The 26852-nt window shown below is 32.7% G+C and carries 29 protein-coding genes; 21 read left to right on the top strand and 8 right to left on the bottom strand.

Going from position 1 to position 26852, the window contains the following annotated elements:
- The first annotated feature begins 199 nt into the window (after positions 1-199).
- The 9 genes from C8C85_RS14145 (at position 200) to C8C85_RS14105 (ending at position 10048) form a co-directional block, all read left to right on the top strand.
- Positions 200-1141 (top strand): glycosyltransferase family 2 protein, encoded by a 942-nt coding sequence (locus tag C8C85_RS14145; RefSeq protein ID WP_116797633.1) that lies wholly within the window; start codon positions 200-202, stop codon positions 1139-1141.
- 82 nt (positions 1142-1223) lie between these two features.
- Positions 1224-2168 carry a hypothetical protein gene (locus C8C85_RS14140; protein WP_116797632.1) on the top strand — a complete coding sequence of 315 codons (945 nt, stop codon included), beginning with the start codon at positions 1224-1226 and terminating at the stop codon, positions 2166-2168.
- Positions 2169-2177: 9 nt separating this feature from the next.
- Positions 2178-3131, top strand: coding sequence for a glycosyltransferase (locus C8C85_RS14135; RefSeq protein ID WP_116797631.1), 954 nt, complete (start codon positions 2178-2180; stop codon positions 3129-3131).
- Positions 3132-3351: 220 nt separating this feature from the next.
- Positions 3352-4944 carry a capsule assembly Wzi family protein gene (locus tag C8C85_RS14130; RefSeq protein ID WP_116797630.1) on the top strand — a complete coding sequence of 531 codons (1593 nt, stop codon included), beginning with the start codon at positions 3352-3354 and terminating at the stop codon, positions 4942-4944.
- 58 nt (positions 4945-5002) lie between these two features.
- The gene (locus C8C85_RS14125) at positions 5003-5980 is read left to right on the top strand and encodes a glycosyltransferase family 2 protein (protein WP_116797629.1); all 978 of its coding nucleotides are present in this window, start codon (positions 5003-5005) and stop codon (positions 5978-5980) included.
- 6 nt (positions 5981-5986) lie between these two features.
- Complete coding sequence (locus C8C85_RS14120) at positions 5987-6553, top strand: L-threonylcarbamoyladenylate synthase (RefSeq protein WP_116797628.1); 567 nt, start codon at positions 5987-5989, stop codon at positions 6551-6553.
- Positions 6554-6637: 84 nt separating this feature from the next.
- Positions 6638-8059: a CCA tRNA nucleotidyltransferase gene (locus C8C85_RS14115; protein WP_116797627.1), complete on the top strand. Its 1422-nt coding sequence runs from the start codon at positions 6638-6640 to the stop codon at positions 8057-8059.
- A gap of 24 nt (positions 8060-8083) precedes the next feature.
- Complete coding sequence (locus tag C8C85_RS14110; protein ID WP_116797626.1) at positions 8084-9103, top strand: COX15/CtaA family protein; 1020 nt, start codon at positions 8084-8086, stop codon at positions 9101-9103.
- A gap of 171 nt (positions 9104-9274) precedes the next feature.
- Positions 9275-10048, top strand: coding sequence for a CDP-alcohol phosphatidyltransferase family protein (locus C8C85_RS14105; protein WP_116797625.1), 774 nt, complete (start codon positions 9275-9277; stop codon positions 10046-10048).
- 92 nt (positions 10049-10140) lie between these two features.
- On the opposite strand, the gene C8C85_RS14100 is transcribed toward C8C85_RS14105, so the two are convergent.
- The 7 genes from C8C85_RS14100 to C8C85_RS14070 form a co-directional block, all read right to left on the bottom strand.
- Positions 10141-10911 carry a LytR/AlgR family response regulator transcription factor gene (locus C8C85_RS14100; RefSeq protein WP_116797624.1) on the bottom strand — a complete coding sequence of 257 codons (771 nt, stop codon included), beginning with the start codon at positions 10909-10911 and terminating at the stop codon, positions 10141-10143.
- A gap of 105 nt (positions 10912-11016) precedes the next feature.
- Positions 11017-11370 carry a 2TM domain-containing protein gene (locus C8C85_RS14095; protein WP_116797623.1) on the bottom strand — a complete coding sequence of 118 codons (354 nt, stop codon included), beginning with the start codon at positions 11368-11370 and terminating at the stop codon, positions 11017-11019.
- Positions 11371-11497: 127 nt separating this feature from the next.
- Entirely contained in the window at positions 11498-11803 is a 306-nt protein-coding gene (locus C8C85_RS14090) for a 2TM domain-containing protein (RefSeq protein ID WP_116797622.1), read from the bottom strand.
- 79 nt (positions 11804-11882) lie between these two features.
- Positions 11883-13238, bottom strand: coding sequence for a 2TM domain-containing protein (locus C8C85_RS14085; protein ID WP_116797621.1), 1356 nt, complete (start codon positions 13236-13238; stop codon positions 11883-11885).
- A 24-nt stretch (positions 13239-13262) separates the two neighbouring features.
- Positions 13263-13883, bottom strand: coding sequence for a hypothetical protein (locus tag C8C85_RS14080; RefSeq protein ID WP_116797620.1), 621 nt, complete (start codon positions 13881-13883; stop codon positions 13263-13265).
- Between the two features lie 26 nt (positions 13884-13909).
- The gene (locus C8C85_RS14075; protein WP_116797619.1) at positions 13910-14323 is read right to left on the bottom strand and encodes a DUF2141 domain-containing protein; all 414 of its coding nucleotides are present in this window, start codon (positions 14321-14323) and stop codon (positions 13910-13912) included.
- A 251-nt stretch (positions 14324-14574) separates the two neighbouring features.
- Positions 14575-16734, bottom strand: coding sequence for a TonB-dependent receptor domain-containing protein (locus tag C8C85_RS14070; protein ID WP_116798496.1), 2160 nt, complete (start codon positions 16732-16734; stop codon positions 14575-14577).
- A gap of 150 nt (positions 16735-16884) precedes the next feature.
- Between C8C85_RS14070 and C8C85_RS14065 the strand changes: the two genes are divergently transcribed.
- The 12 genes from C8C85_RS14065 (at position 16885) to C8C85_RS14010 (ending at position 25685) form a co-directional block, all read left to right on the top strand.
- Positions 16885-17343 (top strand): DinB family protein, encoded by a 459-nt coding sequence (locus C8C85_RS14065; RefSeq protein WP_116798495.1) that lies wholly within the window; start codon positions 16885-16887, stop codon positions 17341-17343.
- A gap of 21 nt (positions 17344-17364) precedes the next feature.
- Positions 17365-17823, top strand: a complete 459-nt coding sequence (locus C8C85_RS14060; RefSeq protein ID WP_116797618.1) for a YciI family protein — start codon at positions 17365-17367, stop codon at positions 17821-17823.
- Between the two features lie 127 nt (positions 17824-17950).
- The gene (locus C8C85_RS14055; RefSeq protein WP_243412112.1) at positions 17951-18412 is read left to right on the top strand and encodes an SRPBCC domain-containing protein; all 462 of its coding nucleotides are present in this window, start codon (positions 17951-17953) and stop codon (positions 18410-18412) included.
- Between the two features lie 64 nt (positions 18413-18476).
- Positions 18477-18737 carry a hypothetical protein gene (locus C8C85_RS14050; protein ID WP_116797616.1) on the top strand — a complete coding sequence of 87 codons (261 nt, stop codon included), beginning with the start codon at positions 18477-18479 and terminating at the stop codon, positions 18735-18737.
- Positions 18734-19123: a VOC family protein gene (locus tag C8C85_RS14045; protein ID WP_116797615.1), complete on the top strand. Its 390-nt coding sequence runs from the start codon at positions 18734-18736 to the stop codon at positions 19121-19123. Before C8C85_RS14050 ends, C8C85_RS14045 begins: the two co-directional genes overlap by 4 nt.
- Before the next feature lie 185 nt (positions 19124-19308).
- A complete protein-coding gene (locus tag C8C85_RS14040) occupies positions 19309-20580 on the top strand; it encodes a chloride channel protein (RefSeq protein ID WP_116797614.1) in 1272 nt (423 codons plus the stop codon).
- A 10-nt stretch (positions 20581-20590) separates the two neighbouring features.
- Positions 20591-21196, top strand: a complete 606-nt coding sequence (locus tag C8C85_RS14035; RefSeq protein WP_116797613.1) for an HPP family protein — start codon at positions 20591-20593, stop codon at positions 21194-21196.
- A 133-nt stretch (positions 21197-21329) separates the two neighbouring features.
- On the top strand, positions 21330-23000 hold the full coding sequence (locus C8C85_RS14030) for a S41 family peptidase (RefSeq protein ID WP_116797612.1): 1671 nt from the start codon (positions 21330-21332) through the stop codon (positions 22998-23000).
- Positions 23001-23094: 94 nt separating this feature from the next.
- On the top strand, positions 23095-23634 hold the full coding sequence (locus C8C85_RS14025; RefSeq protein WP_111408949.1) for an IS1096 element passenger TnpR family protein: 540 nt from the start codon (positions 23095-23097) through the stop codon (positions 23632-23634).
- 129 nt (positions 23635-23763) lie between these two features.
- The gene (locus C8C85_RS14020) at positions 23764-24123 is read left to right on the top strand and encodes a four helix bundle protein (RefSeq protein ID WP_116797611.1); all 360 of its coding nucleotides are present in this window, start codon (positions 23764-23766) and stop codon (positions 24121-24123) included.
- A gap of 45 nt (positions 24124-24168) precedes the next feature.
- Positions 24169-25227, top strand: a complete 1059-nt coding sequence (locus C8C85_RS14015; protein WP_116797610.1) for a nucleoid-associated protein — start codon at positions 24169-24171, stop codon at positions 25225-25227.
- A gap of 215 nt (positions 25228-25442) precedes the next feature.
- Entirely contained in the window at positions 25443-25685 is a 243-nt protein-coding gene (locus C8C85_RS14010) for a hypothetical protein (protein WP_111408951.1), read from the top strand.
- Positions 25686-25704: 19 nt separating this feature from the next.
- Here the strand turns inward: C8C85_RS14010 and C8C85_RS14005 are convergent, their stop codons facing one another.
- On the bottom strand, positions 25705-26772 hold the full coding sequence (locus tag C8C85_RS14005) for a hypothetical protein (protein WP_116797609.1): 1068 nt from the start codon (positions 26770-26772) through the stop codon (positions 25705-25707).
- Positions 26773-26852 lie beyond the last annotated feature (80 nt).

Below are 26852 nucleotides of genomic sequence, written 5' to 3'. Positions count from 1 at the left end.
ATATCATACTGAGATTGACTTTTTAAGTATTTTGTATAAACTGATATGGTGTTTCCAAGACCCCGCTTTTACCTAATCAAAATGATTTATGTAAATGTTGGTTTTTCTAAAGAAATAAGACACAAATTGACATAAATTTAGAATCGAAAACTAAACGATTTAAAAGAAACTCAAATTTAGAGATAAAGAATAATTTTTTATGACAACGCAAGAAAAACACGACGTAGCTGTAATCTTAATAAACTATAATTCAAGCGAACACAGTATTAATTGTATTCATTCGATACTTAAGAATACATCTGATAGGTTAAATTTTCAAATCATCATCACAGACAATGCCTCTGAAGAAAAAGACTACTTAAATTTAAAGAAATTTTGCGATCAAGAAAACAACCCTAACATAAAATTATATCGCAGTAATATTAACACTGGTTTTGGAGGAGGTAATATGCATGGTGTACAATTTGCGAATGCCAATTATTTAGCCTTTTTAAACAACGACACATTGTTGATGAATGATTGTCTTTCCATATTAAAAAAATTCTTGGAAGAAAACAAGAACACTGGTATAGTTGGAGGCCAAGCCTATAAAGAAGACGGAACATTTATGCTTTGTTCAGATCATTTTGCATCCCCTTATACTGAGATTTTTGGAAAAAAGATACTAGAAAAATTAAATCCTAAAAAATATCCTAAAAGCAAGAGACTTTACGACAATCCTACACGAGTAAACTATATAACAGGAAGTTTTATGTTTATGAGAACTGAGGACTTCAATGAAATTGGAGGATTTGATACAAATATCTTTTTATATCATGAAGAATCTGATTTATGTAAAAGATTACTCAATATATCCAAATTGGCCTATTTAATACCTGATGCAAAATTTATTCATTTACATGGTGTTAGCACCACACAATCTATTGCTATCAAGAAAGAGTTAAAAATATCTCTCTTATATGTAATTCAAAAACATTACGGTTTTTGGGCACATAAAATAGTTTTGGTTTTTCTTAGCATTAAATATTTTTTTAGTGGCATTATAAAATCTAAAAACAGAGCTCTTTTCATATTAGTTTTAAATGGAGCCCCTTTGACTAAATCTTTAAAACAAATTCAAAAAATCAAACAAGTTAATTAATATAATTAAATTGATATGATTTCAATTGGCTACAATTAGATGACTTGTATAAATTGGATAGATAAAAAACAACCGGTTACAAATGAAAATAACAGTTATAAGCTATGATAATTGGGGGCTAAATAGCCATCTAATAAATGCCTTAATACAGAAAGGCCATACTGTGCACCATATTAATTTTTTTTACTTTAAATATAAATATCCCAACATTCAATCTAAGATTTACAATTTTATTTTAAAAACTGTATCCAATAAAAATATTAAAAACATTTATTATGGTGATGAAATACTCAAAAAGCTAAAAGAAAATAACGAAGTCCAAGATTTAATTTTGACCATAAAAGGAGATTTCATTGATCCTAAAGCTATTTTTGAATTTAAGAAGTATACCAAAAAATCGATTGCTTTTTTTAATGATAGTATTACTAGGTGTCCAAAAATTAAACACGTTATCCCTAATTTTGATGAAGTTTATTCTTTTGAAAAAGACGACTGCGAAAAACACAGTCTAAAGTTTCTTACCAATTGGATCTATCCTATTCCAAAAAGTGGCACAAGGAATACAGAGTATCAAGTTTTTAACATCAGTTCGAAAGACAAGCGTTTTTCACTAATAGTAAAAATAGCCTCAATTTTAAAAGAAAAAAAGATCAATTATAAAATAATTATTTTTGACAAAAAGAATAAAAGTCATAACTCTAGCGTTGAATACATATCAAAACAAATTCCATTGTCTGAAGTCAATGATTATTTACATAATACTCAAGTTTTACTAGATATCAATCGAGTCGGACAAAAAGGGCTCACTTTTAGGGTTTTTGAAAGTCTTGGACTAGAAAAAAAAATAATCACAACAAATGCTGACATTAAAAATTATGATTTCTACAACCCTAATAACATATTGATTATAGACGAGAAAAAAACTAACATTCCTTTAGATTTTTTCAGTAATAAATACCAAAAAATTCCGAAGGACCTATTCGAAAAATACAGCATAGAGGAATGGATTAATCAGATCACTAATTAAAAAAATAAAATGAAATTATCTGTTGCAATGTGCACATACAATGGGGATAAATTTATTGCAAGTCAACTTAGTAGTATATTAGATCAAACCATTCCTATAGATGATATTGTTATTTGTGACGATGGATCAAATGATAAAACTTTAGAAATCATATCCCGAATACAACAAGAGAATCCAAATAAAATTAATTTATTTAGAAATCCTGTCAATTTGGGCAGCACAAAAAATTTTGAAAAAGCTATAGATCTCTGCTCTGGAGATTATATATTTTTGGCAGACCAAGATGATATTTGGAAAAAAGATAAAGTGCAAAAAATTTTAGATGTTTTTGATCAAAATCCAAATGCAGAAGGCGTTTTCTCAAATGCAGACTTAATAGATGAAAATAGCAATCTAATCTCTTCAATGACCATTTGGGATACTGTCTTTTTTTTGGAAAAAGAATTACCTAAACCTATTGATTTTTTTAATGTAGTTTCGAAAAATGGAAATATTGTAACTGGAGCTACATTATGTATTCGAAAACATGTAAAAGATTTCATTACCAATTTCAAAGACGATGTTTTACATGATGAAAAAATAGCTACCCTTTTAATCTTAAGAAAATCCCTTTATTATTCATCTGAAAATTTAATCTCCTATAGAATTCATAATAAACAACAAGTAGGTATGAAAAACATGTACAAACTTGTTCACAAAAACAGAATGAAAAGAATCATTCTTGATTTAGAAAAACCGTCAAGTTTTTTAGAATATAGACATTTGTCAAAAAAAAAATATTTGAAATTTCATAAATCAAAAAAGTATCAAAAATTCAATTCAATAAAAATTGATATTCAAGATTTAATAACAAAAAGCCATACCGAATTTCATGATTTAAACATAAAGATGAAGTTAAAATTTCCTATTCGATACCGATTTGTAATGATTAGTGACCGATTGTTAGGTAAACGAAAAAAATAATCTTTTTTTTCTCATTAGATATTATAAATTTAATTCCGATATCATTTAATTAATAATAAGCATTGGGTTGTACTTCGATTATTTTTTTTCCGATTTCCTCTAAAAAACACATTCTTTTTTACTTTTCATTAAGCTATAAAAGTATCATTTAAAAATATAAGTCTAACTTTGCCATTTTTAAAACTGGGTATCGTAAAAACCTTGCAAAAGCCTTCAAACTATGAATATAAAATTTAGAATTATTATTTTTTTCCTACTAAGTAATTCCTTATTAGCTCAAAACATCCCCGTAGGTTCTATTGATATGATAGAACAAAGAAGTAGAAATGAACAATTATTAGGCAATGGAAATCCGCTCATCTCCTATACTTTAAGACCATTAGCGTTAGAAATAGTAGACTCCTCACAAACAAATGATATTCATTCCAAAAAAATAACGATAAAGGCACTTCCAATAACCTTAACCCAACAATACAATACATTTACACCTTATGGTTGGAATGATGGTTCAATGATACCTGCAAAAGGTTATCAAACACAACTAACTGCAGGTTTATATGCTCAATATGGAATTTTGAGTGCTCAATTAAAACCTGAATATGTATTTGCTGCTAATCCAAGTTTTGATATTTTTCCATTAACAGAGACAAGTTTCGCTAGATTAGCGAACGTTTCTTATTTAAACACGACAGATTTACCAACACCTTATGGAGATAAATCCTATAGTAAATTGCACTGGGGACAGAGTAATATCAAACTTAATATCAACAAATTTTCTATTGGTGTTTCAACCGAAAACTTATGGTGGGGACCCGGATCCAGAAATTCATTGATTATGAGCAATAACGCACCTGGTTTTTTACATTTTACCTTGAATACTAGACAACCTATAGAAACTTTTATAGGAAGCTTTGAGGGACAAATCATTTGTGGTAAACTCGAAGGCTCCGGTTTAACTAGCCCAAAATCACAATTTATAATTGATGGCGTGGATTACGAGGTTCCTAAAAAAAATGATTGGCGCTATATCAACGGCCTTTCCATAAACTACCACCCAAAATGGGTTCCTGGATTATTTGTAGGAATGAACCGTACCATACAGGTTTATCGTGATGATATGGGTAGTGGTTTTTCAGATTATATGCCAATATTCTCACCTTTCCAGAAAAAAAATCTAAGTAACGAAGATGCTAAAAATAGAGATCAATTGGCATCACTTTTCCTTAGATGGGTCATGAAAGAATCTAAATTTGAATTTTATGCGGAAAGTGGCTGGAATGACCATTCGTCAACTATTTGGGACTTATTTGATTCGCCAGAACATTCCAGGGCATATCTAGCTGGATTCAGTAAAATATTTATGCTAAATAAGGATAAAAATAAATATTTAAAATTTAATTTTGAAAGTACTCATTTGGAACAAAGTGCCGATCGCATAGTCAGACCAGCGGGGGCTTGGTACCAGCATGGTATTATTTTACATGGTTACACCAACAAAGGACAAGTTCTTGGAGCAGGAATAGGCCCGGGAAGTAATTTACAGACTTTAGATTTCAGTGTATGGGAAAAAGATCAAGTCTGGGGAATACAAGCAGAACGCTATGCCCACAACATGGATTTTTATTACGATGCTTATACAGACTTTAATCATAAATGGGTTGATTTAGCAATAAACACTTATGCATATAAAAAATTTGGAGATCTGGGTATTCAGGCTAAACTAAACTTCGCCCAAATGAGGAACTTTCAATATCAATTTGAAGACAATAAAATCAATATGCAATTTCAATTATCATTACAATATCAGTTATAAAAATAAGAATTATTGTATCCAAAATGTAGTTTTCATTTCATAACAAATAAAACATACTATGAAACTATCTGTTGCTATGTGTACTTACAATGGAGAAAAATATATTAAAGAACAGCTCAAAAGTATTTTAAACCAAACTGTAGCTATTGATGAAATAATCATTTGTGATGATGGTTCCAATGATAAAACTATTGCAATTATTGAGCTAATTCAAATAGAAAATCCCAATAAAATATCTTTATATAAGAACCACGTTAATTTAGGAAGTACAAAAAATTTTGAAAAAGCAATTGGAATTTGTTCTGGCAATTACATCTTTTTAAGTGATCAGGATGATATTTGGAAAGAAAATAAAGTCGAGAAAGTCGTTCAATATTTTTTAAAGAATCCATCAACTGAAGCCGTTTTTACTGACGGTGATTTAGTTGATGAGAAAAATAAAGAAATCAACACAAGCTCTCTTTGGGATTCTGTTTTTTTTATGGAAAATCAATTATCGAAACCAATTGATTTATATCAACATATTTTATTTAAAGCAAATATGGTAACTGGTGCCACGCTTTGTATTAAAAAAGAAATAAAAAATTTAATTTTGCCCATTCCTAATATCAAAAAATTCTATCATGACGAATGGATTGCAATAATTATAGCCTCCCGAAACAATTTAAAATACCTAACCGATAAATTAATCTCATACAGAATTCATTCAAGCCAACAAAGTGGTATTAGTAGTAATCTTAAAATAAATAAATCAAAGAAATATCAACTAAAGAGTAATCATATTTTGGGTCATGATGCTCCCAAATCATTTCAGGAATATAATCAACTAGCTAAAGTCTATTATCGCAATTATTTAAAATTCAAAACTGCTTCTAAAGAAGTTAAGGACGACTTCCCGGTAAATTTTAATGAAATAGCCGAAACTTATTTGGATTTATTCAAAAAATGCAACGAATCGCTAAAAAAAGCCAATCCGATTTTTTATTTTTTTAGAAATTTAATCGACAAGATAAGAGGAAAAAGACAATTAAATTAAAACAAAATGGACATCAATCAAGAAATACACAACGCATTCGAAGTCATAAAAGAAGGTGGAATAATACTCTACCCTACCGATACCGTTTGGGGAATTGGATGTGATGCAACCAATCCCGAAGCTGTCGCTAAAATATATAAACTCAAGCAAAGGGCAGAAACTCAAAGCATGATTTGCCTGATGAATGGCGAAAAAATGATCTACAATGTTTTCAAAGAAATTCCAGAAGTAGCTTGGCAAATTATGGATTTTTCCGAAAATCCAACTACTTTAGTTTTAGACAAACCTCGAAATGTAGCTCCAAACATTATTGCGCCCGATAATACATTAGGCATTCGCCTCGTCAAAGAGCCATTTTGTTTCAAACTGATGGAGCGCATGAAAAAACCATTAGTCTCCACTTCGGCTAATATTTCTGGTCAGCCAACTCCAAAAAGTTTCAAAGAAATTAGTCCCGAAATTATAAAAGGAGTTGACTATGTTGTAAATTTGCACCACGATAAAATTGCTGAAAAACCGTCAACAATCATTAAATTAACTAATGATTCGCAGGTAAAAGTGATTCGTAAATAATTTTTTGTTCCAAGTTTCAGGTTTCAAGTTTTAGAAGCACTCTTAAAACTTGAAACCTGAAACTTGAAACTTTAAACTTTTAGAATGAACTACAAAGAAGCCTTAAATAATAAAATATTCGAAGTCATTTCGAAAGCATCCCAAGAACTTAATGTCGAAAGTTATGTAATTGGAGGTTTTGTACGTGATTTACTTTTAAACAGAAACTCAAAAAAAGATATAGACGTTGTAGCCGTTGGAAGTGGAATTGAACTGGCCTTGAAAGTATCTGATTTACTTCCTAAAAAACCAAAAGTACAAGTTTTTAAGACTTATGGAACTGCAATGTTGCGTTTTGAAGACACCGAAATTGAATTTGTGGGTGCTCGAAAAGAATCCTATAATCTTGACAGCAGAAATCCTATTGTTGAAAACGGAACGCTTCAAGATGATCAAAACCGTAGGGATTTTACCATAAACGCATTGGCTTTATCATTGAATAGTAATAATTTTGGTACCCTTTCTGATCCATTCAATGGTATTTCTGACTTGGAACACAAAATCATAAAAACACCTCTTGATCCGGACATCACTTTTTCTGATGATCCGTTGCGTATGCTTAGAGGAATCCGATTTGCAACTCAACTGGGCTTTGAAATAGACCAAAATTCATTGGACTCCATTACCAAAAATGCCGAGCGTATCAAAATCATTTCTGGAGAACGCATTGTGGAAGAATTGAATAAAATCCTTTCTACAGACAAACCTTCCGTTGGATTTTTATTGTTGTTCAAAACGGGACTTTTGGATATCATCCTTCCGGAACTGACCGCTTTAAACCAAGTAGAAGAAATAGAAGGACATACACACAAAAATAACTTTTATCACACACTTGAAGTGGTTGATAATATTTGTCCCAATACCGACGATGTTTGGTTACGTTGGTCAGCCCTTCTCCACGACATAGGAAAAGCTCCAACGAAACGTTTCAATAAAAAACAAGGATGGACTTTTCACGGACACGAATTTCTTGGCGGAAAAATGGCAAAAAAGATATTTGAGCGCCTTCATATGCCGTTGAATCACAAAATGAAATTTGTCCAAAAAATGGTTATCATGAGTTCTCGTCCAATCGTTTTGGCACAGGATATTGTAACCGACTCAGCTGTACGTCGTTTAGTTTTTGATGCCGGTGAAGATGTAGAGAATTTAATGACACTCTGTGAAGCCGATATCACAACCAAAAACCCAAATAAATTCAGGAAATACCATAGCAATTTTGAAATTGTTCGCAAAAAAATTGTGGAAGTCGAAGAACGCGATCATGTTCGCAATTTTCAACCTCCGATTTCCGGTGAAGAGATTATGGAAATTTTTGATCTAAAACCTTCCCGAGAAATAGGAATGCTTAAAGAAGCCATTAAAGAAGCCATCCTTGAAGGAGAAATTCTCAATGATTATGATGCCGCCTATGAATTTATGATGAAAAGAGCTGAGAAATTGGGATTGAAAAAAGCGGAAAAATAACTGAAAAAGATTAATATAATTAAAATGAAAAATAACAAATCCGTGATTATCTGGCTACTTTCAGGTTGCTTTTTAGTATTTGTAATGGTTGTTGTGGGTGGCATCACCCGATTGACAAATTCCGGTTTATCGATGACCGATTGGCATCTAGTTACCGACACGCTTCCCCCGCTAACCGAAGCCAAATGGCAGGAAGCTTTCGACCAATACAAACAATTCCCTGAATACCAAAAAATCAACATCCATAACGATTTCACCTTATCCGACTATAAATTCATCTATTTTTGGGAATGGTTTCACCGTTTTATCGGAAGAATAATTGGACTCGTTTTCATCGTTCCGTTCTTTTATTTCTTAGCAAAAAAGAAAATTGACAAGGCCACTTTAAATAAATGTTTTGTGCTACTCGGAATGGGAGCTTTGCAAGGTTTTTTTGGTTGGTTTATGGTAAAAAGTGGTTTGATCGACAATCCAGATGTAAGCCATTTTCGTCTTTCCTTGCACCTTACATTTGCGTTTATCACTTTTGCATACACACTGTGGGTAGCCTTGGACCTAATTTATCCCGATAAAAAAGCGCCAATTGTTCCCTTGAAAAAAATAGCCCGAATCACATTGGTTCTTTTGCTTTTGCAAATTATATACGGAGGCTTTGTAGCAGGCTTAAATGCAGGACTAGTCCACAACCATTGGCCAATGATGAGCGACGGGCAATTCATTCATGATAGTGTATTTATCGAACAAAAAACACTATTCTTGAATCTTACTGAAGGGAAAAGTGGTGTTCAATTGGTTCACCGAACGTTAGCGTACTTTGTGGTTGGATTCATTTTATTCCTTTATTTTAAAAGTAAAAAATACCAACTGACATCACAACAACAAAATGGATTAAACTCCTTGGTAGTAATCGTCTTTCTTCAATTTACTTTGGGTGTTTTTACATTACTGTACAGTGTACCACTTTGGCTTGGTTTAACCCATCAAATTGTAGCGTTCTTTCTATTGACGGCAATGACATACACTTTGCACCGATTGAGCAAATAAGACTATTTTAGAGCTAAAAAATGCTTTTAGAAACAGTTTCTTCGAAGAAATTATTCTGTTTCTAAAAGCGTTTTTGTTATTTTTAACTACTGTTTACGATTCAAATACTTAAATTAGACTTACTTTTGTAGTCCGACTATATTGTCACATCTTGTTCTTTCATCTATTAAAATGTCTAAACTTGCAGCTCAAAATCAATTTCTTGATTTATCCGATTACGGTAGACCGCTTGCCAAAATATTTGCCAATCAATTAAAAAACACTCGTTTTACCCCTATTCACGTAACCCTTCTTTTTGGTATTTCCGGTCTGATTGCTATCTTTTGTATTTTACAAAATCACTATTTTTTGGCCTCTTTTTTCATTATTTTAAAATCAATAATTGATGCCGCCGACGGTGAATTATCACGAGTTAAAAATACACCATCTTACACCGGGAGATACCTTGATAGCGTGTTCGATATAATCTTGAACTTTCTAATTTTGATGACCATTTGCTTTGTATCAAAAACTACTTTTTGGATAACTTTCTTGGCATTTATCGCGATACAATTGCAAGGCACTTTGTACAACTATTACTATGTAATTTTGAGAAATAAATCTGTTGGAGGGGACACGACAAGTCAAATTTTCGAAGACAAATCCCCGCGTGCATTGCCCGGCGAGAGTCAAAAATCAGTCGATATTTTGTTTGAAATTTACACTATCGTTTATGGTGTTTTTGACAAGATTATTCACGCTTTGGACAAAGAGGCCTACAAGGTAAAATCATTCCCAAATTGGTTTATGACTATACTTTCAATTTATGGATTGGGATTTCAATTATTGATAATTGCCGTCCTGCTTTCTTTAAACAGGATCGAATACATTGCCCCGTTCTTTATCATTTACTCTTTTCTTATTTTTGTGCTAATAGCGATAAGAAAAGCGTTTATACAGCCTTAAAATCATCATAATCAAAATCTATTGACAATACTTAAACAACATAAATTCAGCATTTTAAAATAAATTACATCAATAATAATTTGAAGTTACTTTTAACTTATCCAATTTTTAAAATCCGACACCTTTTCTCGACTTACAATCACCTCATCTTCTTTATAAGTTGGCAAAATAATCTTTAATCTGGAGTTGCTGTACACTACAATTTCCTTTATTGCCTTTAGCGGGATAATGAATTTTCTGCTGATTCTGTAAAAATCAGTAGTGTCTAATTCTTGCTCCAAAACTTCCAAAGTGCAGTCCATCAAATAATTTCTGTTGTCGAAAGTGTGAATGTATGTCCCCTTATTTTCGCTAAAAAAACATTCGATTTCATCGGTGGAAATCACCTTGAGGTGCTGCCCTATTTTCACGGTAAATCTTTTTTTGAATGTTTTTTCAAAAGGGTTGGAAAGCATTTTTCGGATCTGTTCAAAATCCAATTGTATGGATTCATTATCTGTCTTTTTTGAAAGCTGAAAACGGTCTTTAAATTTCGTTACCGCCACTTCCAAATCATCTTCGTCGATGGGTTTTAAAAGGTAATCAATGCTATTTAATTTGAATGCACGCAATGCATATTCATCGTAAGCAGTCGTGAAAATAACAGCACTTTTTATGTCTGTTTTTTCGAAGATTTCAAATGACAAACCATCCGATAATTGGATGTCCAAAAAAATCAAATCGGGATGCTCATTTTCCGAAAACCAACTCAAGGCTTCTTCAACAGAGTGAAGCATCACTTCTACCTGAACATTTATTTTTTCGAGTTTGCGCTGCAACAATCTTGCCGCCGGTTTTTCGTCTTCTATTATTATTGTGGTCATTCTTTTTTGTTAGTGATTAGAAATTAGTGATTAGTGAATAGCTCTTAGTTGTTATAATTTAAAACTTTAAACCCTTAAACAACATTAAACCTTTAAACCCCAAACTCACTCCCACTTTTGGCTTTTGTCTTTATCCATAAACTCTTTAATTTTTCTTTCTTCCCAGTCGGCACCAAAAAATAGGTCTCTACCAAAAACTGACATCCCATGAGCCACCAAACCGATGCCCCAAAACAATGCTGTAGAGAATGTTTCCCATCTAAAAAAAACTTCGGTTCCCAATACACTCCTATTAAAACTAGAGACAATTATAAAAGCATTTACCAATACATAAACCAGTAAATGAATATAGAATCCTTTGATTCGCTTCACTCGTTTATAAGCCAATTCATATCTCGTGTCTGGATTGAAATTTTCATCCTGAAAATTTTCAAATAACTGTTTTCTATATCTTCCCATTTTGTTTTTATTTATTATTAGTTTTTAAGATGCTAAGATTTAAAAAAGACAATCTAATTATCTCGAAATCGAGAATTAAAAAAAACTTAGTGCCTTAGTTGCTTAGCAACTTTATATCTCTAAAAAATCATTCCCATGATTTTTTAGATTGCTCTTCCTTATCCATATATTCTTTAATTTTTCGTTCTTCCCATTCTTTATTAAAAAACGGTGAATAATTAAAAACTTTCAATCCGTGAAAAAGCACACCAATCCCCCATCCTAATAAAGGCCAAAAGAACCATAAATACTGGGGTGATGTTACTAGATTTAATACTAATAAAAAGCAATTCACCACAATATATGAAATCAAGTTTCCATAAAAACCTTTAATTTCCTCAACCCTTTTTTTTGCTATATAATAGCGTTCTTCTTCTGTATATTGATTTTCCATGACTTTTAAAATTTAGATTTTAATCCCGATAGCTATCGGGATAGATTTTAGATTCGTAATGAATACCGAAAACTGAACACTACTTCCAACTCTGCTTGTTGTTTTCTTTGGCCAATATTTCCTTAATTTTTCTCTCTTCCCAATCGGTTCCGTATCCAAACACCTTAAAAGCATGCATAGTTAACCCAAATCCCCAACCCGCTGCAGAGAACCAGAACCAATGAAATTTTGGCATATAGGTGAGATTAATAAATATTAAAATTGGAATTACACAACAATAAGAAATCAAGTTCCCATAGAATCCTTTGAGTTGTTCTACTCTCTTTTTTGCTCTGTAGTAAGCACTATTTTCGTTGTAATTTGAAGTTGTTTCCATAACGCTAATTTGTTTGGTTAAAATCGGAATCTTAACCGTAAATGTTTTTTCATTTTGTTCGATTAACACTTTTCTATTGGTGATAATTCCATAGCGATCGACAATATTTTGCAATCCTACGCCTTGACGACTTTGAATTACTTCCTTCTTTTGAAAATCATTTTGAATTGCCAAATAATCCCTATCAATAAATATTCTGATGTGCAACGGTTTTTGTTCACTAACCACATTGTGTTTTACAGTGTTTTCCAGAAGCAACTGCAAAGAAAGCGGCACCACTTTGGCCTCTGGATTTATATCTGTTTCCGGTAATTCATAAAACAGACTGTTTTCGAAACGCATTTTCAAAAGATTCATGTACGTTTTGGCAAATGACAACTCTTCGGCAACCGAAACCAGTTCTTTGTCTTTTTGTTCCAAAACATAGCGGTATATTTTGGACAAAGAAGTGGTAAAACGTTGTGCATTTTCTGGATTTTCCTCAATCAATGAACTTAAAACATTCAAACTATTAAAAAGAAAATGTGGATCGATTTGATTTTTTAAGGTTTCAAACTTGGCATTTGCAGTTCCGGCGATGATTTTTTGCTGAGTTACTTCAGTTTTTGAAGCCTGTTTCCATTTTACCATAAAACTTCTGGCCTGCATAAAAATTGAAACCCCTAATGACAAAATGATGTAAAAGAGATGAATCCAAACCATCCTCTCACTAAAAAACTGATCCAATGGCATTTTTTGTAAAACCACGAAAATGATATAATCGATTCCCAAAACAATCGGAATCGTGTACAAAACAGTAACCAAAATTCCGTAATAAACCCTCAAATTAGTCTGCTCCAACCAATCCCATTTTCTGTCAAGCAAATGATTTAAAAAACCATTCCCAAAACCTAAACCAAAAGAATACAAACAACTCAAAGAGAAGGTTATTAAAACATTTTTTATACTAAAATCACTCCCTAACAAAGCTGAAAAAATAACGGTAAAGACCATAGAAATTTTGAAACATGTAATCGTTCCACTTTTTAAATCAGAAAATGTATCTCTATAGTCTTTCATTATAATCAGCTTAAATTAATTTAATTATTTACAGTTTTTCTGAGCTTCTAATGCTCTATCCAATCCCCATTTTGGAGAAAAAGGCGTTTCCGGTTTAAAAGTAGCAAAAAGTTCGATAGCTTTATCAACTTGTGCACAAAGCGGTTTTGTATCAACACCAGTCCATTTTGCGCCTCCTAACTGATAATCAACTTCACCAAAAACTGCTCTTGGATTATTTGGATTTAAAGTTTTTGCTTTGGCGTAAGCCTCCATAACTTTAGACGAATATTTCATTGCGTTTGTCATCGGATCTATAACAACCCAAGCAGTATAAATCAAACCTTGCATTACGTACAACTCGGAGTTGTTTTGATCTTTTATCATTTCAACATCCAAGACATTCTGTGCTTTGGTCAGCAAAGCAGTAGCTTGAGTTTTATCCTGAGTTCCAAAAGAAGTGGTGGTATTTACCAGCGCTACATAATAATTAGGCAACCAACTGGTTTTATCTGCAGAAGCAATACGCTCAAACATATCTGAAGCTTCGGTATTTTTTCCTTCTTTCCAAAGCTGAAGTGCTTTTCCCATTCCTTGTTCAAATTGTCCTTGGGCTGAACTTATTACAGCTACAAATAATGCGATAGTGGTGATAATTTTTTTCATTTTGATTTATGTTAAATGGTTATTTTTTAGTTATTGAATTTGATTTCTATTTTTGAATTTTTGTCGATGTTGAATTTGGCATCCTCATATTTTGGAGGTCCCATAAATCCTTTTGCATCGTTCGAGCAGGCAAAATCTTCTGAAGGGATTCCCATCATATTTTTGTCCAATTTTCCGTTGCTGTTTTCATCTTGATAGGTCGATATTCCATATTCTCCTTTTGGAATACCAACAAAAGTAACGGTGGCACTGTTGTTTTTAATTTCAGAAGTAATGCTCTTGTAAGTTGATTTCAGAAACGTGGCATCCGAATTGTACAAACCTACTTTTAAAATTCCTGTATTGCTTTTTAAACCTGAAACAGAAACGGTAAGATTGACATTTTGAGCTGATAATAAGCTACAAATGAAAAATGCGATTGCGGTGATGATTTTTAACATGGTCTTTGATTTTTAGTTGTGATTAATGGTGATTGAAACTCTTTTTTTTATTTTTATTGAAATTGTTATTGCTATTGTTATCGCTTTTATTCTTGAACAAATTTATATTGACATTAGCTCTTTTAAAACTAAATAATACCGAACTGTCAATTTTGATGGATGAATTGTTTTTTTTAAGTTTCTAAGTTTCTGAGATGCTAAGGCTCTAAGTTTTTTTCTTAGTAACTTAGAATCTTAGCGACTTAGCACCTTTATAAATTCTTCAACTGATTGTCGTTTTTGTTTTTGCTGATGGTCCAAAAGAAACCGATAAAGAAGAATCTGTCCGCTGCCGGTTTGATGGCGCTTCTTCTGTATTCTCCATTGGCGTCAGGTCGAACAGCATAATTATATCCATACACATTATTTGCCCCTAAAACATTCGAAACCGAGAAATACAAAATCTTTTGAGTAGTCAACAAATAAGCCCAATTGAAGCTCAAATCGTTGTATGATTTTGTTTTTCCGTTCATAAATTGGGTTTCGTTCGGATTGTTATATGGCCTTCCCGTACTAAAGGAATTCGTGAAACCCAGTTGAGATTTCCACTCTGGAATCCAATATTTCGTCACAATCGACAAACTATTGTTTGGTACAAAATTGGGAGTTACCTGAGTTGGGTAATTTTTATACAAACGCTCGGTATCTATATACGAATACGAAACCCAATATTCGAGATTCTTGATGGTTTTTCCATCTCTCCAAAACAAATCCAAACCTTTGGCATATCCTGTTCCATCATTGGTAAATATTGAATTGTAGGCAACTGTAGGACTGTCAAATCGAGTCAGATTACTGTAATCTTTGTAATAGGCTTCAGCTCTAAGTGTACGCCCTTCTTTGCTGTATTGATAATTCAAAATATAATGGGACGCTTTTTCACTCTCAAACTGATTGTTTTTAGAAAACTTAATGTACTCGACACTTGGCGTTTGGGAGAAATCGCCATACGCAAAAGACAATTGGCTGAATTTTGCCATTTTGTAGGCTAACGAAATTCTTGGAGAAATAGAATTGTCATTTGTTAATTCATTTGCGGAAGCGCGGATACCAACTTTTGCTGCCAACTTTTTCGAAAAGAAAATATCGGCTTCGGTATACAATGCTCCAATGGTGTTGTCATATCCGTAATCAAAGGTGTTCCCTGCGTTTCGGGTAAAATCTTCAGTATATTTGGTAATAAAATAATCGGCTCCAAAAGACAATTTAAAACGATTGGAGATGTTCTTTTTTAATTTCAGCTTCATATTCACGGCGTTTTCCACATTACCATAATTGTCCAAATCAATGTCCGATTTCACTTGATTATAACCATAACTCAAGCCGGCAGTAATATTCCAATTGGTTCCAAAAAAACCATTGTATGAAGAGTTAAGATAGAAATTATCGTTTTTGGAATCGACCGTGATTTTGTCAATCGAATTGATATTTTCTTGTTTAATAACATATTGAGAAGCGTCAAAAGCAGCATACATCTTAAAAATTCCTCTTTCAAAATTGTATCTGTAGACCATTTCTCCTGACAAAGACTGTGGTGCGCTTTTCCATTCTACATCTTGGGGAACAAGTGCCTGATAAGGCGTTAAATTAATATAGGAAGTATTAATACTAAAAGAACTCTTTTCCCATTTTTGAGTATTTCCAAGACCGACACCTACAGTCATTACTGAGATTTCCGTTTTACTTTGATCTGGCTCATCTATTGTATTCAAAAGCAAAACACTCGATAAAGCGTCGCCATATTCGGCAGAATATCCACCTGTAGAAAAGGAAATACCGCTAAAAAGAAAAGGCGAAAAGCGGCTTCGAGTAGGCAAATTATTTGGTGTCGAACCATAAGGCTGCGGCACTCGCATCCCATCGACATACGTTTGGGTTTCATTGGCTTCACCTCCTCGAACGAACAGTCTTCCGTCCTCTCCAACTCTTTGAGTTCCTGGCAAAGATTGTAAAGCAGCCACAATATTTCCTGCCGAGCCAGCTGTAGTTACAATATCCAAAGGTTTCAGTACAGACATGCGGGCTTTGCTTCCAGATTCCAAAGAGCCCGCTGTGATTATTACTGCATCAAGTGCATTGACATTATCCCTAAGTTTAATAGTTTGATTTTGAAAATGCGCTACATCTATAACAATATTTAAAGTTTCGTAAACCAATGAACTTGCTACCAAATTTTGATTTCCTGTGGCCGTGGTGGCAAATGCAAAGTCACCGTTTTCAGAAGTGGAAGCGCCATCATAACTGCCTTCAATATAAACATTGACACCTGCAATTGGAACTCCTTTCTCATTGACAATTTTACCTGAAATAGTGGTTTGCGAAAAAAGTGTGAAACTAAATAAAGAAACGATGGCGAATAAAATGGTTTTCATGATTTTGATCATTTTGATGATTTTGATGAGACAAATATCATCCAGAAAAAAAGGGAATTGAAATTGTTCTGACCCAATTGGGGAAAATTGGGGATGAGTTGTCAATTACTTATTTTGTATCTTAGCTATGAATTGCAAAAAATCATTGATATGTCAGAAAGTAAAAGAATTTCGAATCTATATCAGTCCATTTATGATGGTAATCCGTGGCTTGAAGTCACTTTGACAAACACTTTAAAAGATATAACTGCAGAACAGGCCTACAGGAAAATCAATCCTGATTTAAACACAATCTGGGAAATTGTCAATCATCTCATACAATGGAGAAGGAATATTTTGAGGCGTATGCAAGGAGAAACAATCACAACTCCTGACCATAATTATTTTGTACCCGTTTTAGACCCATCAGAAGTTGCCTGGCACCAATCACTCCAAAATCTGGCAAAATCTCAGGAATTGTGGAATGCTTTTTTTGATGATTTTGACGACAAAGATTTAGAAAAAATATATGTTAACAACAATCATACGTATTACGAACATATTCACGGAATAATCCAGCATGATGTTTATCATTTAGGGCAAATTGTTATTCTCAAAAAGTTAATTTAATTTTCATTAATAGACCTTACTATGAAAAATTGTATTCTATTAATCGTTTTTTTGTTCGTTGCTGCAACTGGATTTGCACAAGAAGCTAATCCCACTTATGACGAAAAACTCGCCAAATCCCTGAATGCAGATGAACGCGGAATGAAACAATATGTGTTTTGCATTTTGAAAACCGGAAGCAATACCACAGCAACAGATGAAGAAAAAAACGAACTGTTCAAGGGACATATGGCCAACATTACACGTTTGGCAAAAGAAGGAAAATTGGCTTTGGCTGGGCCATTTATGAAAAATGACAGAAACTATCGAGGTCTTTACATTTTTAATGTAGCTACCATCGAAGAAGCAAAAGAACTCGTTGCCACAGATCCAGCAGTAAAAGCAAATCTTTTGGAAGCGGAACTAACACCTTGGTACGGAACTGCAGCATTACAGGAAATACTGAAGATTCATGAAAAAATAACGAAAAACAAAATCTAGGTTTTTTTAAGAGCTGAGTTCGATTAATAGTTCAAAAACCATCCGAAGACTGTAAAAAACATTCCAAAACAGGTAACAACTTTACCGAAAATAACAACTCAAAAGATTAATTTAAACAAATATTAATATGATGAAAAAGTTACAATTCAAAGTAAGCATCAACGCACCTGTGACCAAAATTTATGATTTTATGCTTGGCACCAACAGTAAATCAACATATGAGCAATGGACTTCTTTGTTTAACCAGACATCGACCTATGAAGGAAGTTGGGACAAGGGAAATAAAATTCTATTTATTGGAGTAGATGAAAAAGGAGAAAAGGGAGGTATGGTTTCCAAGATAGTTGAAAACATTCCCAATCAATTTGTTTCGATTCAACATTATGGCCTTTTTAAAGCTGACAAGGAAATTACAGAAGGACCAGAAGTGGAAAAATGGGCAAACGGATTTGAAAACTATACCTTCGAAGAAAACAATGGGTCTACAACCGTTACTGTTGACTTAGACACCGCAGAAGATTTTGTTGATTATATGAAACAGACCTATCCAAAAGCACTAGACAAGTTGAAAGAACTTTGCGAAAAATAACAATTTCAAGAATATCTTAAAGCCAGCTATAAAGTTCTTAATAATTCTAAAAAAACGAAAACAAATGCCACACCTCCTAGCAACACTAAGAAATGTTCCTTTTGAAACCATCAAAGAAATTTTGGAAAATGACAGAGCTTTTCACGCTTCGGAAGAAATGTATCTGGAGCATATTTGGCAAAATGTCGATGATGAAAACGAAGTGCTGTTTCTTTTCAGGATAAATTCTATAGTGAACACAAAAAAATTAATTGATAAATTGCATACCAAAGCATTGGAACAAAATCCAGATGCCAATTTACCTAAAATGACTTATCTACAATGATTACATTAAACAAAGTACACCACATCGCCATAATTGCTGGCGATTATTCAAAATCAAAACATTTTTATATTGATATTTTAGGATTGACTATCATTCAAGAAATCTATCGTGAGAACCGGGATTCCTATAAATTGGATTTGGCACTCAATGGAAATTTTATAATTGAGTTATTTTCATTCCCAAATCCACCAAAACGAGTTTCCGGTCCGGAAGCGGCCGGATTACGACACTTAGCCTTTGAAGTAAATGATATTCAGGAAACCCGAAAATACATTTTAGAACAAGGCTGCGATGCCGAAGAAATACGCATTGACGAATTTACCGATAAAAAATTCTTCTTCATGGCAGACCCGGATAACACGCCCATTGAGTTTTACGAGAAATAAAAACGACCGTACTCTATTTCTTAAAGAAATCACAAAACATTGTTATTATAACTGGCATCTAATACAATTCCAATTTTCTTTCTTTAGCTTTGTATTCCTAAAAAAATAAAAAGGACCTTTTTATCTAGTTTAAAAGGTTCGTTTCTATCAAAATTAATCCAGCCTATCCGGTTTAAATAAAGAAAATGATACAAACAGTACGAAATTTTCAATTCTTAAAACTCCAAAAATTAGTTATCATTTCTATTTTAATTGGTTTTCTTTCGGCTTTTCTGGGAGTTGCTTTAAAAAAACTAACCGAATATTACGAAGAAATATTTGCTCACCAAGCCTCAATTAATCCTTTATATTATATCCTTTTTCCAATCTTTGGATTGTCCGTTATTTATTTTCTTCGGGAGTATCTTTTTAAGAAAAAAGAAAACAAAGGCATCAAGGAAATATTTGAAAGCACCAATTCAAAATCACAGAACTTACCCAATTACAAAATATCCTCCCATTTCATCAACGGATTATTGACCGTGATTTTTGGAGGCTCAACTGGAATAGAAGTTTCTACCGTTGTCGCATCGGCAACCATTGGTTCTGTAGCGCAAAGAAAACAGAATGTCTTCAAAGAATACAAAACCGAATTAATCTGTGCTGGCGTTGCCGCAGGAATTACAGCTTTGTTCAGTAGCCCAATTGCAGGAATTCTGTTTGCCTTAGAAGTTATTTCAAGAAAAGTTACCCGTGCATTCCTAATCAGTAATTTGATTGCAGTTGCTACCGCTTTTGGACTTATTTTTCTGTTAAACGAAAAACCATTGTTTAACGTAGTTATTACGACTTGGCATCTAAAAGCAATTCCTTATTTCATCCTTTTGGGAATTTTAGCGGGATTTGTTTCCGTTTATTTAACCCGATGCGTGTTGTTTTTCAAAGTTCAATTTTCGAAAATAAAAACACACTATTTTAAAATCATCATCGGTTCAAGTATTCTGAGCATCTCATTACTTTTATTCCCACAACTATATGGCGAAGGCTATCACGCCATCAAAGCACTAATTGTAAACCCAAATGAAACACAATTAACCTTGTCAATACTTTTGACATTTATCGGAATCTTAATCCTAAAACCGATAGTTACTTCAGCAACTCTGGTTTCGGGTGGCGACGGAGGTGTTTTTGCACCCAGCCTTTTTATTGGTGCCTTTTTGGGATTACTGGTTGCTTTAGTTTTAAACACTTATTTTTCGGCCAACGTTATTCCAATAAACTTCATCATCATCGGAATGGCAGCAGTATTAAGTGCTAGCATCCACGCACCTTTTACTTCTATTTTTCTAGTTTGCGGATTGACGAATGATTACACTTTATTCCTTCCTATTTTAGTAGTTTGTCTGATTTCGAAATACACTGCAAAAATGATTTATCCATTTACGGTCTATACTTATTCACCTACTTTAGCAAAATAATATTCCTCTCATGCCGATTCAAAAAATAAAGCGAACCTATCGCAAAACAAAATACATACTTTACAAAGAAACTTTAGTTGATTATAAAGAGCAATTTTGGTCATTTTTAGGATCATTTGTCGGCATCGGGGTTCTTGCTTATATACAATCCATCCATTTTAAAGGAAATGATGCTGTTTACTTAATTGGCTCATTTGGAGCATCGAGTGTATTGGTTTATGGAATTATCCAAAGTCCGTTTTCACAGCCAAGGAATTTGGTTGGAGGACATGTAATTTCGGCTATAATAGGCGTTACCGTTCATAAATTAGTTCCCGATATTATTTGGATAGCCGCTCCTCTAGCCGTTTCGTTTTCCATAATTTTCATGCAAATCACCAAAACTTTGCATCCACCCGGAGGGGCAACCGCGCTTATCGCCGTGATTGGTTCCGACAAAATAAAAGCCTTAGGATATATGTATGTGTTTTCACCAGTTCTAATCGGCGTATTGATTTTACTTCTAACAGCTTTAATTTTCAACAATATGACTTCCAGTCGTACTTATCCAAGCCATAGTACTTATCACAAACACTATCATAAATTAAAAAAACGCTTAAGTAAAAGACAAAATTAAATTCGAACAGCTGACTGAATCACATATTAATTAGAATCTCTATTCTCAAAAAATTTTCTGCTATTATTATTGTTTGATATTTAAAATGCTATTTTTGGTAAAATTAATCTCACTTTAACCAAAAGTCCTTTAAATGAAAATAAAAATTCTCCTACTATTATTGGTGGTTACACAGACTGCATTCGGCAGTAATAATCTTACCGAAAATCAAAAACTTGCCGCTACCTGTAAGGTTTGGGGATTTTTAAAATATTATCATCCCAATGTTGCAGATGGAAGTAAAAATTGGGACGAACAACTTTTTATAATTTTGCCTCTAGTTGAAAAAGCCAAAACTAAAGAAGAATTTTCGTTGGTTATAGAAAACTGGATTGCTTCTCAAGGAGAAGTAAAAAAATATGAAGCCACAAAACCAGACCCAAAAGTGGAGTATTTTACAAAAAACTTAAATTTAAAATGGATAGACGATTCTAGTGTATTTTCCAAAAACCTGTCCAAAAAACTTAAGTTTGTTACAGATAATAGATATCAAGAAAAACAGTACTATGTGCAATATGATCTTGATAGTGGTAACATTTTACAATTTAATAATGAAGATAAATATCCAAATTTTAAATGGACCGATAAAAATTTACACATTTTAACGTTTTTTAGATATTGGAATTACGTAGAATACTTTTTTCCATATAAATATCAAATGGATCAGAAATGGGATATCACTTTAGAAAAAATGATTCCTCTTTTTATGGTAGCCAAAAATGAAGACGATTTTTACGACGCAATGCAAAGACTAACCGCTAAACTTAACGACTCTCATGTTGTGTTTTATAGATATACAGGCCCAGATTCAAACAAAATCCTAAATTATTTTCCAGCCAAATGTAAAATCATTGATGAAAAAATAGTTGTTACAGAAATTCGGGCAGATAGTCTGGCAGAAGCTCAAAATATAAAAATAGGCACTGTCATTACTAAGGTAAATAACAAAACGATAAAAGAAATTATTGCCGAAAATAGAGATCTAATTCCCGCATCAAATGAAGCTGTTTATCTAGACAGACTAACGGAATCAGCATTATCTGGATATTCAGATACTGTTAAATTAGAATTTCTTCAAGACGGAAAGTATATAACAAAAACTATAAATTGGTATAATGAACACGATTCTCACAGAAATGAATATAAAAAAGGTGCCAAAATCAAAAAAGAAAAGTTTAAAGTTTTAGACAATAATATAGGTTATGTTGATATGGAAATTTTACGAGCTAAAAATGTTCCAGACATGATAGAAACCTTACAATCAACCAAAGCCATTATTTTTGATATCAGAAATCATCCAAAAGACACTAATTATGCAATAGCTGAATACTTAAATCCAGAACCTAAGGAATTTGTTAAGTTTATTGATCCCGATTTAAGCTTTCCAGGCAGGTATATTTGGAGAAATGGCATTGAAACGTGTGGAAGAATTAACCCAGATTATTACAAAGGGAAAGTAATTCTTTTAGTAAATGAAAAATCCATTAGCCATTCTGAATATACAGCAATGTGTTTGAAAGTTGCTCCTAATGCAACAATAATTGGTAGTCAAACTGCAGGAGCTGATGGTGCAAATGCATGTATACAAAGTAATGGATTTCAAACATGGTTTACCTGTTATGGTGTTTTTTATCCCAACAAAAAAGTAACACAAAGAATCGGAATTGTTCCAGATATTGAAGTGAAACAAACTATCAAAGGCATTCAAGAAGGAAGAGACGAAGTGCTGGACAGGGCTTTGCAATTTATTGAAACAGGAAAGTAATTATATAAGCAAAAATCTTTTCAACAAAACCCAATTCATAAATTTGAAATCTAAAATTAAACTTTACATTTGCTCTTTCAAAAAAACAAAGATTATGGTTTATAAATTCAGAGTCATTCTAGATGCCGAGGAAGACATTTTTAGAGACATAGCAATACTTGCAGAAGACACTTTAGAAGATTTACACAATGCTATTTTCAATTCATTTGGCTTTGACGGAATGGAAGTTGCTTCTTTCTATACCTGCGACGAAACTTGGAATCAAGAAGATGAGATTTCTATGTTTGATACGGGAGATGTTCCAGGTGAGCAAAAAATCATGAGTGACTATCAATTATCCGACATATTAGACGAGCAAAATACCAAAATTATTTACGTTTACGACTTTATCAATATGTGGACTTTCCTAGTTGAATTGGCTGCTGTCGAAGAACAAATTGTAGGTAATACGTATCCAGAAACTATATTTTCTCACGGAGAAATGCCAGACGAAGCTATCGAGAAAAACTTTGAAGCTGATATGCATGATGATATCTATGGCGAATTTGAAGACGATTTAGACGAAGACGATTTAGACATGTTCGAAGGAGACGATAGTTTTGAAGACTATGGCTTTGAGGAGAATTGGAATTAGTTTTTTTGAGTCGCTAAGTTGCTGAGGTGCTAAGTCTCTAAGTTTTTTTTAAAATTTGTAGGTTTTTTTACTCAAAAAGATAATAACTTAGGAGCTTAGAAACTTACTAACTTAGAATCTTAGAAAAAAATGAGCAACTTTAGAAAACTATTAGTTTGGCAGAAAGCCATGTCATTGACAACAAAAATTTACGACAATACCAAAACATTTCCCAAGGAAGAAATTTTCGGCTTAACATCACAAATAAGACGGTGTTCCGTTTCAGTCCCTAGTAATATTGCAGAAGGAATTGGAAGAGATGGTAAAAACGAACTCTTAAGATTCCTCACTATTTCTGTAGGTTCTTTATTTGAACTGCAAACTCAATTAGAAATTGCCAAAAACATACATTTTTTAAAAGAAGAAGAATTTATTAACCTATATGAGGATAGTCGAGAAGTGGAAAGAATGTTGATTGCTTTCATAAAAAAAATAAAAGAACGCGATTAAAATCTCAGAAACTTAGCAACTTAGTCCCTCAGAAACTCAAAAAAAATGATCAACCTGTACAACACGCACATTGAAACGTTATCCATACACCGTGTGGGAAACATGAGTCGTAACGAGCCTCTTTTTTTATCGGAAGAACCTTTTAGATTAAACGATGAGATTGTACCATTGATGAAAGAGTTTTTCTTTAAACCGTTTAAAGAAAAAGAAGAAAATTACTTTCAATTTGCTCACGAAGTGGATTTGGACTACAATGACATGTTTAAATATGCTACTGAAATTTTCAACAATCCAAGTGCTTTGCATGATGTTTCCAAAAAGATGACCAACCACCTTTTTGAACAATCAAACCACCCACATATCAAAAATGGTGAGGTATATGTAACTTATTTGACCAATTTAAGTATTGACAACAATGTAGTTGATGCCATCGGTATTTTCAAAAGTGAGATCCAATCCGACTTTTTACAGTTTGAAGAAAAAGGAACACAATTGGAAATGATATTGCAACATGGAGTAAGCTTAAACAAACTGGACAAAGGTTGTTTGATTTTTAATTACAAAAAAGAAGAAGGATACAAAATTCTATCGGTTGACAGCAATCGTTATGATGCCAGATATTGGTTAGAACATTTCCTATCGGTAGATGCATTTGAGGATGAAAATTTTATTACCAAAAAATACTTGAAATTCTGTCAAGGCTTTGCGAAAGATGTTGTTTTCCCTGCCGAAGACAAAAAAGAAGAAGTAATGTTTATGAATCGTTCTGTCAATTATTTTGCAAAAAACGATCAATTTGAAGAAACCAATTTCTTAAATGAAGTACTGGACAACCCTGACTTAATTCCTGAATTTAAAAATTATAAAGTAGACAAAGGAGAAAAATACAGTATTGAAGACGTAACCTCTTTCCCAATTGCCAATGCAGCGGTAAGCGACGCCAGAAAATCAATTAAGAACGTAATCAACCTTGATACCCATATCCAAATCAAAATGGATTTTATCAATCCTGAAAGTGCTGAAAAATTTGTGGAAAAAGGATGGGACGAAGAAAAACAAATGTATTACTATTTGGTTTATTTCAATAAGGAAGAGAAATCTTAATAAGTATTCGTAAAGAATTATTTCAATAAAATCACAATCCCCAACTGCTTAGATAGTTGGGGATTTTTTTTAACAATAAACTCTATCGATTTTATATAAATAACATTATTGTAAGATTTACACTTCTTTCAGTAAAAAAATACGCATTTCATCGGTTTTATTTGAATTATAAGTGTTTTTTTTATACGTTTGTTGAAATTTATAACCCCCACACTATGAGCTTCTTAGATTTTATGTCGAAATTTGTCGATAAAAAAACTGCCTGTTCCATTTTTGGCCACAAAATAGTGACTGTCAGAAACGTAACAGGTCATTTCAAAGAATATAAATGCACCGTTTGTCAGGTTGAATTAACCAATGATTTACAGGACAGAAAAACATTTCTAACTCCTGAGTTAAAAAAAATAAATGAAACTTTATTGAATCATTACACAAGAAAGAGACTTTCGTCAATGTAATTGTTTTAAAATATTTTCTCTAAAATCCAGGTCTGAATAAATTGGAGCTATTGAAATTTCTGGTAACAAATTCAAAAGCGGCACTCAATACATTCCCCATTGATTTTGCATTTTTAAAATTCATGTCGTTCGTGTAACGATACAATTCCAATTTGAGTTTATTCAAGTTTTCTTCTGTAGAGATATTGTCATTACCCATAATTTTCATCAGAATCTTAATCCTGCTTTCGGCAGTATTAATTCTTTTGGCCAATGCCGAGCGCTCTTCATTTTTATATTGTTCTATAGAACGATCCTGAAGTTTGTTCTTTATATTTTGAATCATAGGATAGTTTTCTTTGAAAAACTGAGGTCGATACACTTTAAAATTTCCTTCATAACATTGTTGGTCAAAGTCAATTGGTCTAATTTTATAGACAACTTGATCAAAATCATGAATCGGAATAACAACATAATTATACGATCTCATATCTCCCAACAAACGAATCATACAACGCTCATTGAACTTTACAAATTCTTTGGCAATTTGTGCCTTTTCGGTTTCGGAACATTTACTCAATAAAGTTTGCATAAAAACGTCCCCCGGAATTCCAGTGATATGCTCTTCTATCAAAGTATCTTTAAATACCAAAAAATTAATTTTGTAAGGAGAGAGAAGATGCTCTAATTCTAAACCATAAACTCTGGATGCATCGGCTTTTTTGATGTAAAAATAAGTGTAGTTGTCATTCAAAATATTTCTGACTTTTATTCTAAATGGCTTTGAGTTTCCAAAAGTACAATAGTCAATTGCATCAACATTCAAGTACTTCAAAATATCGGTATTACCATCGGAATACAATAATGAATATACTTTCTTAAGATTCAAATCGATCTCTTCTCGTTCAAACTCATTATAATATACCCTAATCCATAAGGTATCCTGATCATTTTTATCAAAAACACTTATTGCACCCGAAAATCGCAAAAGGTCATCATAAACAACAGGTTCTTTGGATACAAGATCAAATCGTTCCAAATAATTCATTAATGAACTATTTATAGGATAACATGGTTTTTTAAAAAACATTAAAGGCGCCTCACTCATTTCAGGTAGATTTGTTACAAATTTACATCAATACGGTTGTTTATTCAAGGTCTTTCCCTTTTTAAATCAATAAAAGCATT

Origin of the sequence: Flavobacterium sp. 103 (assembly GCF_003096795.1) — a bacterium.
Taxonomy (GTDB): Bacteria; Bacteroidota; Bacteroidia; order Flavobacteriales; family Flavobacteriaceae; genus Flavobacterium.
This window is presented reverse-complemented; position numbering and strand designations above follow the sequence as displayed.